Annotated in this window: 16 protein-coding genes; 13 read left to right on the forward strand and 3 right to left on the reverse strand. The window is 71.2% G+C overall.

Features of this window, described 5'->3' with window-relative positions:
• Positions 1-41: 41 nt before the first annotated feature.
• The 5 genes from AB0M48_RS36515 (at position 42) to AB0M48_RS36535 (ending at position 4175) form a co-directional block, all read left to right on the forward strand.
• Complete coding sequence (locus tag AB0M48_RS36515) at positions 42-617, forward strand: SIS domain-containing protein (protein WP_363850856.1); 576 nt, start codon at positions 42-44, stop codon at positions 615-617.
• Positions 614-1894, forward strand: a complete 1281-nt coding sequence (gene rfaE2, locus AB0M48_RS36520; RefSeq protein WP_363850859.1) for a D-glycero-beta-D-manno-heptose 1-phosphate adenylyltransferase — start codon at positions 614-616, stop codon at positions 1892-1894. Before AB0M48_RS36515 ends, rfaE2 begins: the two co-directional genes overlap by 4 nt.
• On the forward strand, positions 1894-2574 hold the full coding sequence (locus tag AB0M48_RS36525; protein ID WP_363850862.1) for an SDR family oxidoreductase: 681 nt from the start codon (positions 1894-1896) through the stop codon (positions 2572-2574). The genes rfaE2 and AB0M48_RS36525 overlap by 1 nt, the downstream gene beginning before the upstream one ends.
• A 117-nt stretch (positions 2575-2691) precedes the next feature.
• Entirely contained in the window at positions 2692-3402 is a 711-nt protein-coding gene (locus tag AB0M48_RS36530; RefSeq protein WP_363850865.1) for an ANTAR domain-containing protein, read from the forward strand.
• 44 nt (positions 3403-3446) lie between these two features.
• Positions 3447-4175 (forward strand): GAF domain-containing protein, encoded by a 729-nt coding sequence (locus AB0M48_RS36535; protein ID WP_363850868.1) that lies wholly within the window; start codon positions 3447-3449, stop codon positions 4173-4175.
• On the opposite strand, the gene AB0M48_RS36540 is transcribed toward AB0M48_RS36535, so the two are convergent.
• Positions 4172-4420 carry a hypothetical protein gene (locus tag AB0M48_RS36540; RefSeq protein WP_363850871.1) on the reverse strand — a complete coding sequence of 83 codons (249 nt, stop codon included), beginning with the start codon at positions 4418-4420 and terminating at the stop codon, positions 4172-4174. The two genes, AB0M48_RS36535 and AB0M48_RS36540, sit on opposite strands and share 4 nt — an antisense overlap.
• Positions 4421-4615: 195 nt before the next feature.
• On the opposite strand from AB0M48_RS36540, the gene AB0M48_RS36545 reads away from it, so the two are divergent.
• The 7 genes from AB0M48_RS36545 to AB0M48_RS36575 all read left to right on the forward strand — a co-directional run bounded on the left by AB0M48_RS36545 (position 4616) and on the right by AB0M48_RS36575 (position 11799).
• Positions 4616-5272, forward strand: a complete 657-nt coding sequence (locus AB0M48_RS36545) for a GAF and ANTAR domain-containing protein (RefSeq protein WP_363850874.1) — start codon at positions 4616-4618, stop codon at positions 5270-5272.
• 78 nt (positions 5273-5350) lie between these two features.
• Positions 5351-6256, forward strand: a complete 906-nt coding sequence (locus tag AB0M48_RS36550) for an NAD-dependent epimerase/dehydratase family protein (RefSeq protein WP_363850877.1) — start codon at positions 5351-5353, stop codon at positions 6254-6256.
• Positions 6256-7851 carry a carbamoyltransferase C-terminal domain-containing protein gene (locus AB0M48_RS36555; RefSeq protein ID WP_363850880.1) on the forward strand — a complete coding sequence of 532 codons (1596 nt, stop codon included), beginning with the start codon at positions 6256-6258 and terminating at the stop codon, positions 7849-7851. The genes AB0M48_RS36550 and AB0M48_RS36555 overlap by 1 nt, the downstream gene beginning before the upstream one ends.
• Positions 7848-8828, forward strand: coding sequence for a glycosyltransferase (locus AB0M48_RS36560; RefSeq protein ID WP_363850883.1), 981 nt, complete (start codon positions 7848-7850; stop codon positions 8826-8828). Before AB0M48_RS36555 ends, AB0M48_RS36560 begins: the two co-directional genes overlap by 4 nt.
• Positions 8786-10015, forward strand: a complete 1230-nt coding sequence (locus AB0M48_RS36565) for a UDP-glucose/GDP-mannose dehydrogenase family protein (RefSeq protein ID WP_363850886.1) — start codon at positions 8786-8788, stop codon at positions 10013-10015. Before AB0M48_RS36560 ends, AB0M48_RS36565 begins: the two co-directional genes overlap by 43 nt.
• A gap of 148 nt (positions 10016-10163) precedes the next feature.
• Positions 10164-11369 carry a glycosyltransferase gene (locus AB0M48_RS36570; RefSeq protein WP_363850889.1) on the forward strand — a complete coding sequence of 402 codons (1206 nt, stop codon included), beginning with the start codon at positions 10164-10166 and terminating at the stop codon, positions 11367-11369.
• A gap of 34 nt (positions 11370-11403) precedes the next feature.
• A complete protein-coding gene (locus AB0M48_RS36575) occupies positions 11404-11799 on the forward strand; it encodes a hypothetical protein (protein WP_363850892.1) in 396 nt (131 codons plus the stop codon).
• A 206-nt stretch (positions 11800-12005) separates the two neighbouring features.
• Here AB0M48_RS36575 and AB0M48_RS36580 read toward each other — a convergent pair whose 3' ends face one another.
• Complete coding sequence (locus AB0M48_RS36580; protein WP_363850895.1) at positions 12006-12290, reverse strand: hypothetical protein; 285 nt, start codon at positions 12288-12290, stop codon at positions 12006-12008.
• A 41-nt stretch (positions 12291-12331) separates the two neighbouring features.
• The gene (locus AB0M48_RS36585; protein WP_363850898.1) at positions 12332-13672 is read right to left on the reverse strand and encodes an MFS transporter; all 1341 of its coding nucleotides are present in this window, start codon (positions 13670-13672) and stop codon (positions 12332-12334) included.
• Positions 13673-13944: 272 nt separating this feature from the next.
• Between AB0M48_RS36585 and AB0M48_RS36590 the strand changes: the two genes are divergently transcribed.
• Positions 13945-14733, forward strand: coding sequence for an SDR family oxidoreductase (locus AB0M48_RS36590; protein WP_363850901.1), 789 nt, complete (start codon positions 13945-13947; stop codon positions 14731-14733).
• Positions 14734-14802 lie beyond the last annotated feature (69 nt).

Below are 14802 nucleotides of genomic sequence, written 5' to 3' on the forward strand. Positions count from 1 at the left end.
GTGACGATCTCCGAACATGCCAGCCCGCTGGCGGTGGCGCGATGAGCCTCGAGAAGCACCTGAACGGACTCGCCGGCACGCTGACCGCCCTGCGGGCGCAGGCCCCGCGGATCACCCGCTGGGGCAGCGCGCTCGCCCGCAGGCTGACCGAGGGCGGCAGGCTGCTCGCCGCGGGCAACGGCGGGTCCGCCGCCGAGGCGCAGCACCTGACGGCCGAGCTCGTCGGCCGTTACCGGCACGACCGTGCGCCGTTCTCGGCGCTGGCGTTGTGCGCGGAGACGTCGAGCGTCACCGCGATCGCCAACGACTACGGGTACGACCAGGTCTTCGCCCGGCAGGTCGCGGCACACGCGCGGCCGCGGGACATCGTCGTGCTGCTGTCCACCAGTGGCCGCAGCGAGAACCTGCTCGAGGCCGCCCGCACGGCCAGGAAGGTGGGGGCGCAGGTCTGGGCGTTCACCGGCCCGGCACCGAACCCGCTGGCCGACCTGGCGGACGACGTGCTGGACCTGCCCGGCGACCCCTGTCACGTGCAGGAGGCGCAGCTCGTCGCGGTCCACGCCCTGTGCGAGGCGTTCGAGGCCGCCCTGCCCGCGACCCTGCGGAGGGTCTCATGAGGCTGGTGGTGGTCGGCGACTCGCTGCTGGACGTCGACGTGGAGGGCACGGCCGAGCGGCTGTGCCCGGACGCGCCCGCTCCCGTCCTCGACGTGTCCGCCGAACGGGCCAGACCAGGTGGTGCCGCGCTCGCGGCGACGATGGCGGCGCGCGACGGCGCGGACGTGACGCTAGTCAGCGCACTGGCCGACGACGAGGACGGGCACCGGATCCGCTCGCTGCTGGAGGTGCCCGGTGTGTTCGGACGTTCGAGCGCGCCCACGTCGGTGAAGACGCGCCTGCGCTGCGGAGGAACCTCGCTGGCGCGCATGGACCGCGGTGGTGGCCCATCGGAGCCCAAGGCCACCGACGACATGCTCGACGCCGTACTGTCCGCCGACTTCGTGCTGGCGTCCGACTACGGCCGCGGACTGCTCCGCGACGAACGGCTGCGCGCGGTGCTCACCCGCGTCCCGGTGGTGTGGGACCCGCATCCACGGGGTCCGGCGCCGGTGCCCGGCGCCCGGCTGGTGACGCCGAACCTCGCCGAGGCCACGGCGTTCAGCGGCCACTCGGATGCGTTCGAAGCGGCGGAGGAGCTGCTGTCGCGGTGGCGTTCGCGTGCTGTGGTGGTGACGCGGGGCTCAGGCGGTGCCGTGCTCCACTGTGGAGGGACACCCGTCGCGGTACCCGCGCCGAAGGTGTCCGTGCTGGACCCCTGCGGGGCGGGGGACAGGTTCGCGGTGACGGCGGCGGCGCGGCTGGCCGCGGGCGCCACTCCCGACGAGGCCGTGGCGGACGCCGTTCTCTCGGCCGCACGGTTCCTGGCCGACGGCGGTGTGTCGGGAATGACGGCGACACCTATGTCCACTATGGACGCCGTGCGGGCTCGTGGGGGAGTCGTGGTGGCCACGGGCGGATGCTTCGACGTGCTGCACGCCGGTCATGTCCGCATGTTGCGGGCGGCGCGGGACCTCGGCGACTGTCTTGTGGTGTGTCTCAACTCCGACGCGTCGGTGCGCAGGCTCAAGGGGCCGGAGCGTCCCGTGAACCGGCAGGCCGACCGCGTGGAGGTGTTGCGCGCGTTGGGTTGCGTGGACGAGGTGGTGGTGTTCCCCGAGGACACACCGGAACGCGTGCTGCGCGACCTGCGTCCGGACGTGTGGGTGAAGGGCGGTGACTACACCGCCGAGCTGTTGCCGGAGACGGCTGTGGTGCGGCACTGGGGCGGCCGGACGGTCGTCGTCCCGTACCACCGCGGCCGTTCGACGACCGAAATCCTGTCGAGGAGGGGCTGATGCTGGGAAACGTGCTGGTCACCGGAGGTGCGTCCGGACTGGGGGCGGCGGTGGTCGACGCCGTGCACGAGGCAGGTGGACGGCCCCTCGTGCTGGACAAGGCGGCGCCGTCCGCACCGCACGTGGCCGATTTCGAGTCGGTGGACCTGTCGGACACCGACGCCGCCGAACGGGCCGTGCGGGACCTGGTCTCCCGCAACGGCGACCTGAGCGCCGTGGTGACCGCCGCGGGTGTGGACAGGTGCGGACGTCTCGACGAGGTGCCCACGGCGGAGTGGGAACACGTCGTGCGGGTGAACCTGTTCGGCACGGTGGCGGTCGTGCGGGCGGCGCTGCCACACCTGGAGAACGGCCGGGTGGTCACCATCGCGTCCACCCTCGGCGTGCGCGCGGTCAGCGACGCCACGGCGTACTGCGCCTCGAAGTTCGGCGTCGTCGGCTTCACCCGCGCGCTGGCGGCCGAGACGGCCGGCCGGGTCGGCGTGACGCTCGTGGTTCCCGGCGGCATGCGCACCCACTTCTTCGACGACCGCGACGAGCAGTACAAGCCGACGGACACGGCGAAGCTGAACCCGCCGGACCGGGTGGCGGCCGCGATCATGTTCGCGCTGAGCCAGCCGGCGGGGTGCGAGGTGCGCGAACTCGTCGTGGCCCACGCGGAGGAACCGTCCTGGCCGTGAGCCGGGGCCGGCCTCGCCCGGCAGGCCGTGGTGCGCACGCACCTCGATCCGGTCTAGGTTCGTACCCGACGTCGGATCGGGCCGGGCTGACCGCGCGACCGCTGGGTTAGAGGACGGGTGTTGGACGGGCAGCGTCGGGAACGGCTCACGCGGGCGGTGGAGGAGTTCACTGCCGCGGCTTCCGGGCGTGCGGGTCTGGCGCGCGGACTGTGCGCAGCCTGCCTGCACGTCCTGCCTGGCCTGGACGCCGCGGCACTGACGTTGCGTGGCAGCGCACGCGCGGAGGAGATGGTCGGCGCCAGCGACGAGTGGGCGGCCCGGCTGGAGGAGATCCAGTACACCCTGGGAGAGGGACCGGGAGTGGCGGCGTTCAGGGACGCCACCCCCGTGCTGGTGGCGGACCTGAGCGCGGACGGCGTGCGGTGGCCGGGTTTCGAGGCGGCGGCCGCGGCGGCGGGCCTGGCGGCGATGTTCGCGTTCCCGTTGCAGGTCGGCGGCATCAGGCTGGGCACGCTCGACCTGTACCGCCGCCGCCCCGGTGGCCTGACCCCGGTGGCGGTAGCCGACGCGACGATCCTCGCGGACGTGGTGACCTACGCGTTGCTGGAGCAGGACGACTCCGCCGACGAGGACGAACAGCTGCGGATGACCTTGTCGTACCAGGACGTGAACATGGCGACCGGGATGCTGGCCGCTCAGTTGAGGATCAGCCTGGAGGACGCGTTCGCCCGGTTGCGCGCGCACGCGTTCTCCTCGGGCCATTCGGTGCTGGACGTGGCGCGTGAACTGCTGGAACGGCGCATCCCGCTGGACCGGCTGGCGGGCTGACTGTGCCGCGAGCACCGGGCCAGGCCGGGTCGTATGCTGCCGGAGTGCCCCTTGTCCAGGAACAGATCGCCGTCACGCTGAGCGAGCTCACGGCGAGCCTGGTCGGCCGTCACGACGCCGAGTCTGTTCTGCGCCTGGTCACCGCCGCGTGCGAGAACCTGCTGTCGGCGTCCGCGATCGGGGTGATGCTGACCGATCCGCGCGGCGGGCTGAGCGTGGTGTCGGCCTCTGACGAGCAGGCGCGGTTCCTGGAGCTGCTGCAGAGCCAGATCGACGAAGGCCCGTGCGTGGACTGCGTGCGCGAGAACGCGCTGATCGACTGCCCGGACCTGGAAGACGGCTCCGGCCGGTGGCCGGCGTTCATCCCGGCCGCTCTCGACGCCGGGTTCCGCGCGGTGCACGCCGTGCCGATGCGCCTGGCCGGCGACGCCATCGGCGGCCTCAACGTGTTCTACACGGCGGTCACCCCGTGGGAGGCCTGGCAGCAACGGCTCGGGCAGGTGCTCGCCGACCTGGCGGTGCTGGGCCTGTCGCAGGACGACGACCCCGCGCGCACCCACCGGCTGGCCGAGCAGACCCTGACCACGCTCAACGACCGCGTGATGCTCGCGCACGCCATCGGCATGGTCGCGGGCACCCTGGACACCGGCACGGACGAGGCCCGCGGCCTCATTTTCGGCTACGCCACGAGGAATCAGAAACCGATCCGCGACGTCACCCGCGAGCTCACCGGCGGGAACCTCGAAGCGGCGGCCCTGCGGGACACGGACTAGTCGCCCCAGTCGGGGTCCGCGCGCCGCTCGGCTGCCGCGTCCACGACCGCGTTGACCCGCGCGACCTCCGCCTCACGTTCCGCGTCGCTGCGCCGGTCGCAGAACCGCTCCAGCACGTGGTCCTGGTCGCCACTCCACGCCTGCACGACGCCGATGGCTTCGTGCAGTGCCGCTCGCCTCGTGATCGCATCGACGAGGCGCTGCGCCGCGGCGGCATCGCCGGATCCGCGGCTGGATGAGGTCATGTGCCCAGCCTCCTCCTCATCACCAGGAATAGCGACCCTGTGCCGGACCGTGCCGCCGAGGTACTGTTCGGCGAGGTCAGGTGTTGCGACTAGTCCACAGTGGATGAATCGGGAGCGGTACCGGATTCGCAATCCAGTGGGCAGCCGCACGAGAGGCCGAGGGTGGACGGACAGCGCAGGGACCGGCTCGAGCGAATGATCGAGCAGTGCGCCACGGGTGTGGAGTGGCCGCAGGCGCTGTGCACGGTGTGCGTGAAGGTGCTTCCGGTGGACGCCGCGGGGCTCGTGGTGCGCGGCGAGGAGCGGTCACAGGACACGGTCACCGTCAGTGACGGGTGGAGCCAGGCGATCGAGGAGCTCCAGTACTCGCTCGGCGAGGGGCCCGCGGCGGAGGCTCGCCTCGGCGGTGATCCGGTGCTGGTGGCGGACGTGGAGGCCGAGCGCGGCAGGTGGCCCTGGTTCGCCGCCGCGAGCGCCGAGGCGGGCCTCGGCGCGATGTTCGCGTTCCCCCTGCACATCGGTGGTATCCGGCTCGGCGCGCTGAACCTCTACCGGCGGCGCCCCGGTGGTCTGTCCGCGGACGCGCTCGCGGACGCCGTGCTGCTGGCCGATCTGGCGGCCCTCGCGCTGCTGGAGAGCGAACTGGCCGACGACCACGAGAAGCTGCGGATGGAAGTGTCCTATCAGGACGTGCACTTGGCCACCGGCCTGCTGGCCGCGGGGCTGGCGATCGGTCTCGAAGAGGCTTTCGTGAGGCTGCGGGCGCACGCGTTCGCCGAGCGCCGCACATTGCTGGCCGTGTCGCGTGACGTGCTCGAACGGCGGATCCCCGTCGACCGCCTCGCGAACTGAGGGCCGTCGCGGACCTGGCAAGTCGCGTACTTTTTCCCGAAGCGGTGTAGGCGGCGTTTCGCCGGGTAGCTCAATCTCATGGCAGAACGTGCTGTGGTGACCGGAGGTGCCGGCTTTCTCGGCTCGCACCTGTGCGATGCCCTTGTGGCGCGTGGCATGCGGGTGACCTGTGTGGACGACTTCAGCACGGGAGAACCCGCGAACGTGCCGCCCGCGGTCGACCTCATGCGCGTCGACGTGCGCGAACCGTTCCGGTTGCCGCCCAGCGAGCTGGTGCTGCACTTCGCGTGCCCCGCGTCGCCGTCGGCCTACCTGGCGTCCCCCGTCGGCACGCTCGAGACGGGCGGGTTCGGCACCCGTCACGTGCTGGAGGAGGCCAGACGGATCGGCGCGCGGGTGGTCGTCGCCTCCACCAGCGAGGTGTACGGCGATCCGCTGGAGCACCCGCAGCGGGAAACCTACTGGGGCAACGTCAATCCGATCGGGCCGCGCAGCGTGTACGACGAGGCGAAGCGGTTCGGCGAGGCGCTCGCGTTCGCGTACCGGCGGGAACACGGGCTCGACGTCGGCGTGGTCAGGATCTTCAACACCTACGGGCCGCGGATGAAGTCGAACGACGGCCGGATGTTACCGACGTTCTTCGCGCAGGCTCGCAAGAACGAACCGTTGACCGTGCACGGTGACGGTACGCAGACGCGGTCGCTGTGCTATGTCGACGATCTCGTGCGCGGGGTGCTGGCCATGGCGGACAGCGGCGAGGCAGGACCGGTCAACCTCGGCAACCCCGAGGAGGTCACGGTACTGGAGGTCGCCAAGCAGGTCATCGAGGTGACCGGCAGCGGCTCCGAGATCGTGCACGTCGGTGCGATGACCGACGACCCCCGGCGACGCAGGCCGGACATCACCACGGCGCGGGAGCTGTTCGGCTGGGAGCCGGAGATCCCGCTGGAACGAGGACTTCGACTGATGGCGAAGGAGGCGTGATGCGGGTTCTGGGCATCAACGCGATTTTTCACGACCCCGCGGCCGCCCTCGTGATCGACGGGCACACGGTCGCTGCCGCCGAGGAGGAACGGTTCTCCCGGCGCAAGCACGGCAAGCGGCCGGTTCCGTTCTCGGCCTGGGAGCTGCCGGAGATGGCGGCGAAGTGGTGTCTGGAGAAGGCCGGGCTCACGCCGGCCGATCTCGACGCCGTCGCGTACTCCTACGATCCGGCGCTCGCGGAGGACGACACCGCGCCGTGGGAGGAGCTGCGCACCACCTACGCCTGGCGGGCCCCGCAGTTCCTGGCCACCGCGTTGCCCGGCCTGGACCCGGAGATCGTGCGGTTCGTGCCGCACCACGCCGCGCACGCGGCCTCCACGGGACTCGCGGCACCGTTCGGAGGGAACTGCGCGGTGCTGGTGGCCGACGGGCGCGGCGAGTGCGGCTCCTACCTGGCCGGGCGGTACGACGACCAGCGGCTGGTCAAGCTCGCCGAGCAACGGCTGCCGCACTCGCTGGGCCTGCTCTACGAAGACCTGACCGAGCACCTCGGTTTCCTGCGGTCCAGCGACGAGTACAAGGTCATGGCGCTCGCCTCGCACGCCGAACCGGTGCACCTGGACCTCATGCGCGAGCACATCACGACCACCTCTGACGGTCGCTTCCAGATCGTGCCGATCGAGTGGAACACGCTGGCCAAGCCGCCGGACGGGGAACTGCTGCAGGAACACGCCGAACTCGCCGCCAGCGTGCAGCGCAGGCTGGAGGAGGTGCTGCTGGAGCTCACCACGTGGCTGCACGAGCAGACCGGTGAACGCAGGCTCGCCATGGCGGGCGGGGTGGCGCTGAACTGCGTCGCGAACACGCGGATCTTCGCCGAGGGACCGTTCGACGAGGTGTGGGTGCAGCCCGCGGCCGGTGACTCGGGCACCGCGCTCGGGGCCGCGCTGCACGTGGCGTCGGGTGAACCGCTGGCGCCGATGCCGGGCGCCGACCTCGGCCGGAGCTGGAGCGACGACGAGATCGAGCAGGTGCTCAAGACGGCGAAGGTCGTGTACGAGAAGCCGACGGACCTGGCCGCCGTGGTGGCGCGGGCGCTGGCGGACGACAAGATCATCGCCTGGTTCCAGGGGCGGTCGGAGTACGGGCCACGCGCGCTGGGCCGCCGGTCGCTGCTCGCGAACCCCTGTTTCGCCGAGAACCTGGAGCGGATGAACGACGTCAAGGGTCGAGAGCAGTTCCGGCCGATCGCGCCGATGGTGCTGGAGAGCCGGGCACACGAGCTGTTCGAGCGCGGACCGGTTCCCAGTCCCTACATGCTCTTCGTGCACGACGTCCGTCCTGAGTGGAGGGACCGCATCCCGGCCGTGGTCCACGTGGACGGCACCGCCCGCGTGCAGACCGTGGCGAACGACCCGCTGCTGGAGCGGGTGCTGGAGGAGTTCGACCGCCGCACCGGCGTGCCGGTCGTGGTCAACACCAGCCTCAACACGGCGGGGCGGCCCATGGTCGACTCCCCGAGGGACGCGCTGGAGTGCTTCGGTTCGTCGCCCGTCGACCTGCTCGCGATCGGCCCGTTCGTGGTGCGGCGATGACCGGCTACACCGTCGTCATCCCCACGGTCGGCCGCGAGAGCCTCGACGTCGTGGTGAACGCGATCCGGTACGGCGACGGGCCGCCGCCGGACGAGATCATCGTGGTGTACGACCGGTTCGGCCGTGGACCGGCGGCCGCGCGCAACGCCGGCTGGCGGCGGGCCACCAGCGAGTGGGTGGTCTTCCTCGACGACGACGTGCTGCCGCCACCGGACTGGAAACGACGGCTCGTCGACGACCTCGAGGCACTGGACGACGACGTGGCGGCCAGTCAGGCACGCATCGAGGTGCCGCTGCCGCCGGACCGCAGGCCCACCGACTGGGAACGCAACACCTCCGGCCTCGCCGACGCCAAGTGGATCACCGCGGACATGGCCTACCGGCGGTCCGTGCTGCTGGAGACAGGCGGTTTCGACGAGCGTTTCCCGCGGGCCTACCGGGAGGACGCCGACCTCGCGTTGCGCGTGATCGACCTCGGGTACCGGGTCGTGTTCGGTGACCGGGTCACCACGCATCCCGTGCGGCGCACCGGTTTCTTCACCAGCTTGAAGCAGCAGCGCGGAAACGCTGACGACGCGTTGATGCGCAGGGTGCACGGTCCGCGGTGGCGGGAGAAGATCGGCGGGCATCGCGGCCGGTTGCGCGAACACGCGCTCACCACCGGCCTCGCGATCACGTCTATCCTTTGTGGACTTGCCGGGAACAGGCGTGCCGCGGCCGTCGCGGCACTCGGGTGGGCCGCCATGACGGCGCGGTTCGCGGCGCAGCGCATCGCGCCAGGGCCTCGTACGGCGCCGGAGGTGGTGCGGATGATCGTGACGAGTGCCGCCATCCCGCCGGCCGCCTGTCTGCACCGGGTCCGTGGCGAGCTTCAGGTGCGTGTGCCCCAGAACGAGACGCAGACCGCAGCGCGAGACATGTCGGGAGGGCGAACGTGCATCGAATCGGTGTCGTTGGTGCCGGGTACGTCGGCCTGACCACGGCCGCCTGCCTCGCTCATCTCGGCCACGACGTCGTCTGCGCGGACGTGGACGAGGCCAAGGTCGAGCGGTTGCGGCGGGGCGAGGTGGACCTGGTCGAGCCAGGGCTCGCGGAACTGCTGGAACAGCACGACATCGAGTTCACCACGGTGTTTCCGCATGACGTGGACTTCCTGTTCGTCTGCGTTCCCACGCCGGCGGGGGAGCACGGTGAAGCCGATCTGACCGCCGTGCACGACGTCGTCGCGCAGGTGCCGGAGAACACCGTGCTGGTGCTGAAGTCGACGGTTCCCGTCGGCACCGCGCGGGGCATCGCGCACCAGCCGACCGTGTCGAACCCGGAGTTCCTGCGGGAAGGTCACGCGGTCGAGGACTTCCTGCGGCCGCAACGGGTCGTGGTCGGTTCGGCCGACCCCGAGGCGGCGAGACGGGTCGCCGCGCTCTACGGCGACGACGTACCGGTCGTGCTCACCGACAACACCACGGCCGAGCTGATCAAGTACGCCTGCAACAGCTTCCTCGCGGTGAAGCTGTCCTTCGTCAACTCCCTCGCCGAGCTGTGCGAACGCGTCGGCGCGGACATCGACGGAGTCACCGAGGGCATGCGCCTGGACGAACGCATCGGCGCCGCGTTCCTGCAACCCGGCCCGGGCTGGGGTGGCTCCTGCCTGCCCAAGGACACCCGCGCGTTGCTCTGCACGGCACGGGAGCAGGACGTCGAGTTCGCGACCCTGCGCGCCGCCGTCGACACCAACGAGCACCAGGTCCGCCGCATCGCGGAGAAGGTCGAGGGCGAGCGCATCGGGCTGCTCGGCCTCACGTTCAAGGCGGGCACCAATGACCTGCGCGACTCGCCCGCGCTCGCGATAGCGCGGCTGCTGGACGGCGACATCCGCGCCTACGACCCGGCGATCAGCCAGCAGGTCGACGGCATCACCGTCGTCGGCACACCGGAGGAGCTGGCGGACGGCCGGGACGTGCTGGTCGTCCTCACCGAGTGGCCGGAGTTCGCCGAGCTCGACTGGCCGGCGCTCGCCGGCCGGATGACGACACCGGTGCTCGTCGACACCCGGGGCGTCGTTCCCGCCGACAAGGTCCGCGAGGCGGGCTTTCGGCTGGTCAGCGTGGGACACCGGACGGACGACGGTGACCTCCGGCGAGCCCGATGTGGTGACGCCGAGTAGCGCTTCGGTGAGCGGTGTTTCGAAGCGTTTTCCGGGGATAAATCTCCTCTGTGGACCGGACTTCCGCCGCGGGGCCCTCCGATCGTGACGACGCGATGTGGACGCCGAAGTCGCGGGCGGGGATCGGCCGTACGACGGAGGTGAGGGCATGAGGATCGCGATGGTGTCCGAGCACGCCAGCCCGCTGGCGGTGCTGGGCGAGGTCGACGCTGGTGGGCAGAACGTGCACGTGGCCGCGCTGTCCGAGGCGTTGGCGGCGCGGGGACACGAAGTCGTGGTCTACACGCGGCGTGACGACGGCAAGCTACCCGAACGGGTGCGCACGAACGCCGGTTACGAGGTGGTGCACGTACCCGCCGGACCTGCCGAACACGTGCCCAAGGACGAACTCCTGCCTTTCATGGGGGAGTTCGCCCGCTTCATGGCCGCGGACTGGCGTGCCGCGCCGCCCGACGTCGTGCACGCGCACTTCTGGATGTCCGGATTCGCCGCGATCATGGCGACCCGCGACCTCGACGTGCCGGTGGTGCAGACCTTCCACGCTCTCGGCACCGTGAAACGCCGCCACCAGCTCGAAGCGGACACCAGTCCTCCCCAGCGCATCTCGATCGAGCGGATCATCGGCAAGCAGGCCGCTCTCATCGCCGCGACCTGCGAGGACGAGGTGAACGAGCTGGTGCGGATGGGAATCCGGCGCACGCGCACCGCGGTCGTGCCCTGCGGCGTCGACCCCGGCCTGTTCCACCCCGCCCCGGCCTCACCCCACCCGCGGCGGATCGTGTCGGTCGGCAGGCTGGTGCCGCGCAAGGGGTTCGAGGACCTGATCACCGCGCTCAAGATGGTGCCGGAAGCCGAGCTGGTGATCGCGGGCGGACCGCCCGCGAGCAAGCTGAACTCGGACCGCGAGGCGCAGCGTTTGCTCGCGCACGCGGAGGCCCTCGGGGTGCGCGACCGCGTCCGGCTCGCAGGGCAGGTGGTCCGCCAGGACATGCCGGACTTCCTGCGCTCGGCGGAGGTCGTCGCCTGCGTGCCGTGGTACGAGCCGTTCGGCATCGTGCCGTTGGAGGCGATGGCGTGCGGCCTTCCGGTGGTCGCTTCCGCGGTCGGCGGGCTCCTCGACACCGTGGTCGACGGCGTCACCGGGAAGCTGGTGCCGCCGCGGAATCCGAAACGGCTCGCGAAGGAGCTGCGGGTGTTGCTCGGGGACCGCTCCCGGCGCCACGTCTACGGCACCGCCGGCGCCGACCGCGTCTCCGCCTGCTACACCTGGGACGAGGTCGCGCGGAGGACGGAGCACCTGTACCTGCGCGTCACCCCGGCCGTCGCTCGCGATGGCGTGATGACCGTCGTGTAGACGAGAGAAGGCACTGGCCGCGCTGGACGAGGCGGTGTCCGCCGCCGACCCACGGGCGGGCAAGGCCAGGCGCGTGCTGATCGCGTCGGGTGCGTCCGTGCTGGTGGACCAGACGCTGCCGGTGCCGCCGCCCGCCGACGTCATCCGCTATTCGTCGCTGCCGGACCTGCTGCCGCTCGCGTCCTGCCTGCCGCCGCCGGTACGCACGTCGTCGTGGTCGGGCGGGTCGCGGACGCGCTGGGCCCGAGCAGGTCGGTGCCGAGGAGGCCGTCGTTCGCGAGTTCACCGACACGAGCCTGCCGCGGTCGAACGCAACCGCGCGGACGACGCGTTGACGCGCGCGGCGGCCGTGACGGGGGCGAACATCGTTGTCGGCGACGACATCGAGGTGCTGCAGGGCGTCGGTGCCATCCTGCGCCATCGCCCGTAGTCGTTCTCAGGACTGGAATGCCCCGCTGTCCACAGTGGACAGCGGGGCATTCCAGCGTCTCGACACCCTTAGGCAACTCGCCCACGCGGTAGAGGGTCGTCAGGTCGGCCGGGGCGTCGTCACCGACGTTCTCCAGCGCGTGCATCCGTGCGGCCAGGCCGGGTCGCCGCTCGACGGGTGCACGCACGAATGCGCATGCCGAACGCTCACTCGGCACCCAGGCGCCGCCGCAGCTCCGGCAGGAACTCGGCGTCCTGGCCGACCAGCGCGGCGGGATCCAGTTCGTGCGGGACGGACGTGTTCGGCTCGCGGTCGAGCAGGTACCGGATGATCTCCTCGACCAGCGTGGCCCCGTCCGGCTCCTGGACCGCGAGATCGTCGAGAAAGCCTTGCGACAACACGACGTGATGCGTGGTCGTCTCGGTGCCTTCGCGCACTTCGGCGGCGTACTCGTTGGCGGCCATGGACGTGATGCGGACATTCGTGCTCATGGCGGCTGGCTACCCGCGAGCGGCGGACGGAAACGCCGCCGTCACCGTCCGTGTGCTTCGGCCCTGCTCCTCGCCCGCACCCGAGCACGGCGACGCGGACGCGTGACCGGCGCGGGCTGGTGCGGATGACCGGCCGGGTGCGCGGCACCGCGCCGCCGGTGCAGCACCCGGTGGGCGAACGCCGTGCGCCGCTGCGGGGACGCGCCGAAGAGCGAGGCCGCGGTCAGCGTCGCGAGCAGCGTCACGGTGCCCGCCAGCACGAGCGTCGTGTTCGCCCCGGACCGCTCGCACAACCAGCCGAGCAGGGGCGCGCCGATCGCACCCGCGGCGGCCCCGGCGGAGCCGCTGATCGCGAGCATCCGGCCACGCATGCCTTCCTCGGAGTCGAGTTGCAGACGGGTGCTCATGGTCGTGTCGATCAGCACCGCCGCCGCGGCGATCGGCACGAGCACGACGGCGAACGCGAGAGATCCCGGTACGAGGCCGCCGACCGCCTGGAGCAGGCTGGCGAGCCCCGCGCACACGAGCAGAAGCCGCACGGACAGCGTGCGCCGGGCCGCCGCGACCAGCCCGCCCAGCACGGTGCCGATGGCGAACACCGACGAGAGCAGGCCGTACATCGCCGCATCGGCGCTCATCGCCGCCATGGTGACCTGGTAGTTGCGGCCCAGGCAGGACAGGACGAACCCGAGTGTGACGAGCAGCAGCAGACGCCCGCTGCCGGCGACGTACCGCAGGCCGTCCCGCACGCCCGCCCGGCTGGGAGCGCTCGTGGCGAGGGGGTGGAACTCCTCACGGCGAATGGTCAGCACCGCGACGATGACGGCGACGAAGCTGAGGCCGTTGAGCGCGAACAGCACCGGTGCGCCGACCAGCGCGACGAGCACACCCGCCGCGCTCATCCCGGCGATGCGGCCGACCGAACTGATCACCGAGCCGAGCGCGACCGCGTTGGCGAGGCCGTCACGCGGGACGATCTGGCTGCTCAGCCGGCCGAACGCGGGACCGTCGAACACGGTGACCAGCCCCGCGGCGAAGGTGAGCGCGTAGATCGGCGCCATCGGCAGCCCGGACCAGACGGCGCAGGCGAGCACGAACGCCAGCACGGCGTGCAGCGTCTGGCAGACGAGCACGATCCGGCGCACCGGGAACCGGTCGGCGAGCGAGCCCGCCCACGGACCCAGGAGAACGCTGGGCACCGTGCTGAGCAGTACGGAGAACCCGACCGAGGTCACCGAGCCGGTGCGCTCGAGCACCACCCAGTTCACACCGATGACCTGCATCCACGAGCCCGTCACGGAGATCAGGTCCGCGGTGGCCCATCGGCGGTAGTTCCGATGGCTCAGGGCGCGGAACATCGGCGGCATCGTTCGCCGCAACACAACAACTCCTCGAACGGGGATTGGGCCAGACACGACACGGCCCGGACCCGACGGAGCGTACGTGCGGTTTTCCCCGATCTAAACGTGAGTTCGTTCACGTCCTGGGCGGCGGTGAGGTCCGAGCGACTCCATGAAGATCCACAGTGGACGCCGGTGTTGGCGCTGCGCGCAGCTCGCCGTCAGATCATCGGCACCGCCCGCGGCACCCGCGAATGCCCCCGGCGGTCCGGGGTACCTCCGTGGTGTTGGCCACGTGCTCTGGAGGAGGATCGGTGAACCCACAGGCAGTCGTGACGGGAGCGTCGAGCGGTATCGGGCTCGAGCTCGCGAAGGTGTTCGCGGACAACGGTTACGATCTCGTCATCGCCGCCGAGGACGACGCGATCGAGACCGTCGCCGAGGAGATTCGAGGCCGTGGTGGCGTCCAGGTGGACGCCGTGCAGGTCGACCTTTCGTCGTACCAAGGCGTCGAGGACCTGGTGGCGCGCATCAGGGCGAGCGGGCGGCCGGTCGACGCGCTCGCGGTCAACGCCGGCGTCGGGGTCGGCGGTGACTTCGTCCGCGACACGTCCGTGGACGACAACCTGGAGATCGTCAACCTGAACGTCACGTCCGCCGTGCACCTGACGCACCGGGTGCTCTCGGACATGGTGGACCGCAAGGAAGGGCGCGTGCTGTTCACGTCGTCGATCGCGGCCACCACCCCGGGGCCGTTCCAGACGGTGTACGCGGCGTCCAAGGCGTTCCTCGCCTCGTTCGGGCAGGGCCTGCGCGAGGAACTGAAGGACACCGGTGTCAGCGTGACCATGCTGATGCCCGGTCCGACGGACACGAACTTCTTCGACCGGGCGGGCATGCAGGACACCAAGGTCGCCCAGTCCGCCAAGGACGATCCGGCGCAGGTCGCGCGCGAGGGGTTCGAGGCGTTGATGAAGGGCAAGGACCACGTCGTCGCCGGCTCGGTGATGAACAAGGCGCAGGCGCTCGCGGGCCGGGCGCTGCCGGACCCGGTGAAGGCCAAGGCACACCGCAAGATGTCCGAGCCCGGCTCGGCGGAGTAGGCCCGCGCCGACCATCCTTTGTGGACGTTTCGGGTGGGGTCACCTGGCACAGCCGCCGTGCCAGGTGAC

It is taken from the genome of Lentzea sp. NPDC051208, from assembly GCF_040682435.1.
GTDB classification, from domain to species: domain Bacteria; phylum Actinomycetota; class Actinomycetes; order Mycobacteriales; family Pseudonocardiaceae; genus Lentzea; species Lentzea kristufekii.

What these genes read in the sequence shown, in the direction of transcription:
- AB0M48_RS36515 (WP_363850856.1), top strand. Translation starts at nt 42, where the DNA reads ATGAGCCTCGAGAAGCACCTGAACGGACTCGCCGGCACGCTGACCGCC.
- rfaE2 (WP_363850859.1), top strand. Translation starts at nt 614, where the DNA reads ATGAGGCTGGTGGTGGTCGGCGACTCGCTGCTGGACGTCGACGTGGAG.
- AB0M48_RS36525 (WP_363850862.1), top strand. Translation starts at nt 1,894, where the DNA reads ATGCTGGGAAACGTGCTGGTCACCGGAGGTGCGTCCGGACTGGGGGCG.
- AB0M48_RS36540 (WP_363850871.1), bottom strand. Translation starts at nt 4,420, where the DNA reads ATGACCTCATCCAGCCGCGGATCCGGCGATGCCGCCGCGGCGCAGCGC.
- AB0M48_RS36545 (WP_363850874.1), top strand. Translation starts at nt 4,616, where the DNA reads ATGATCGAGCAGTGCGCCACGGGTGTGGAGTGGCCGCAGGCGCTGTGC.
- AB0M48_RS36550 (WP_363850877.1), top strand. Translation starts at nt 5,351, where the DNA reads ATGGCAGAACGTGCTGTGGTGACCGGAGGTGCCGGCTTTCTCGGCTCG.
- AB0M48_RS36555 (WP_363850880.1), top strand. Translation starts at nt 6,256, where the DNA reads ATGCGGGTTCTGGGCATCAACGCGATTTTTCACGACCCCGCGGCCGCC.
- AB0M48_RS36560 (WP_363850883.1), top strand. Translation starts at nt 7,848, where the DNA reads ATGACCGGCTACACCGTCGTCATCCCCACGGTCGGCCGCGAGAGCCTC.
- AB0M48_RS36570 (WP_363850889.1), top strand. Translation starts at nt 10,164, where the DNA reads ATGAGGATCGCGATGGTGTCCGAGCACGCCAGCCCGCTGGCGGTGCTG.
- AB0M48_RS36580 (WP_363850895.1), bottom strand. Translation starts at nt 12,290, where the DNA reads ATGAGCACGAATGTCCGCATCACGTCCATGGCCGCCAACGAGTACGCC.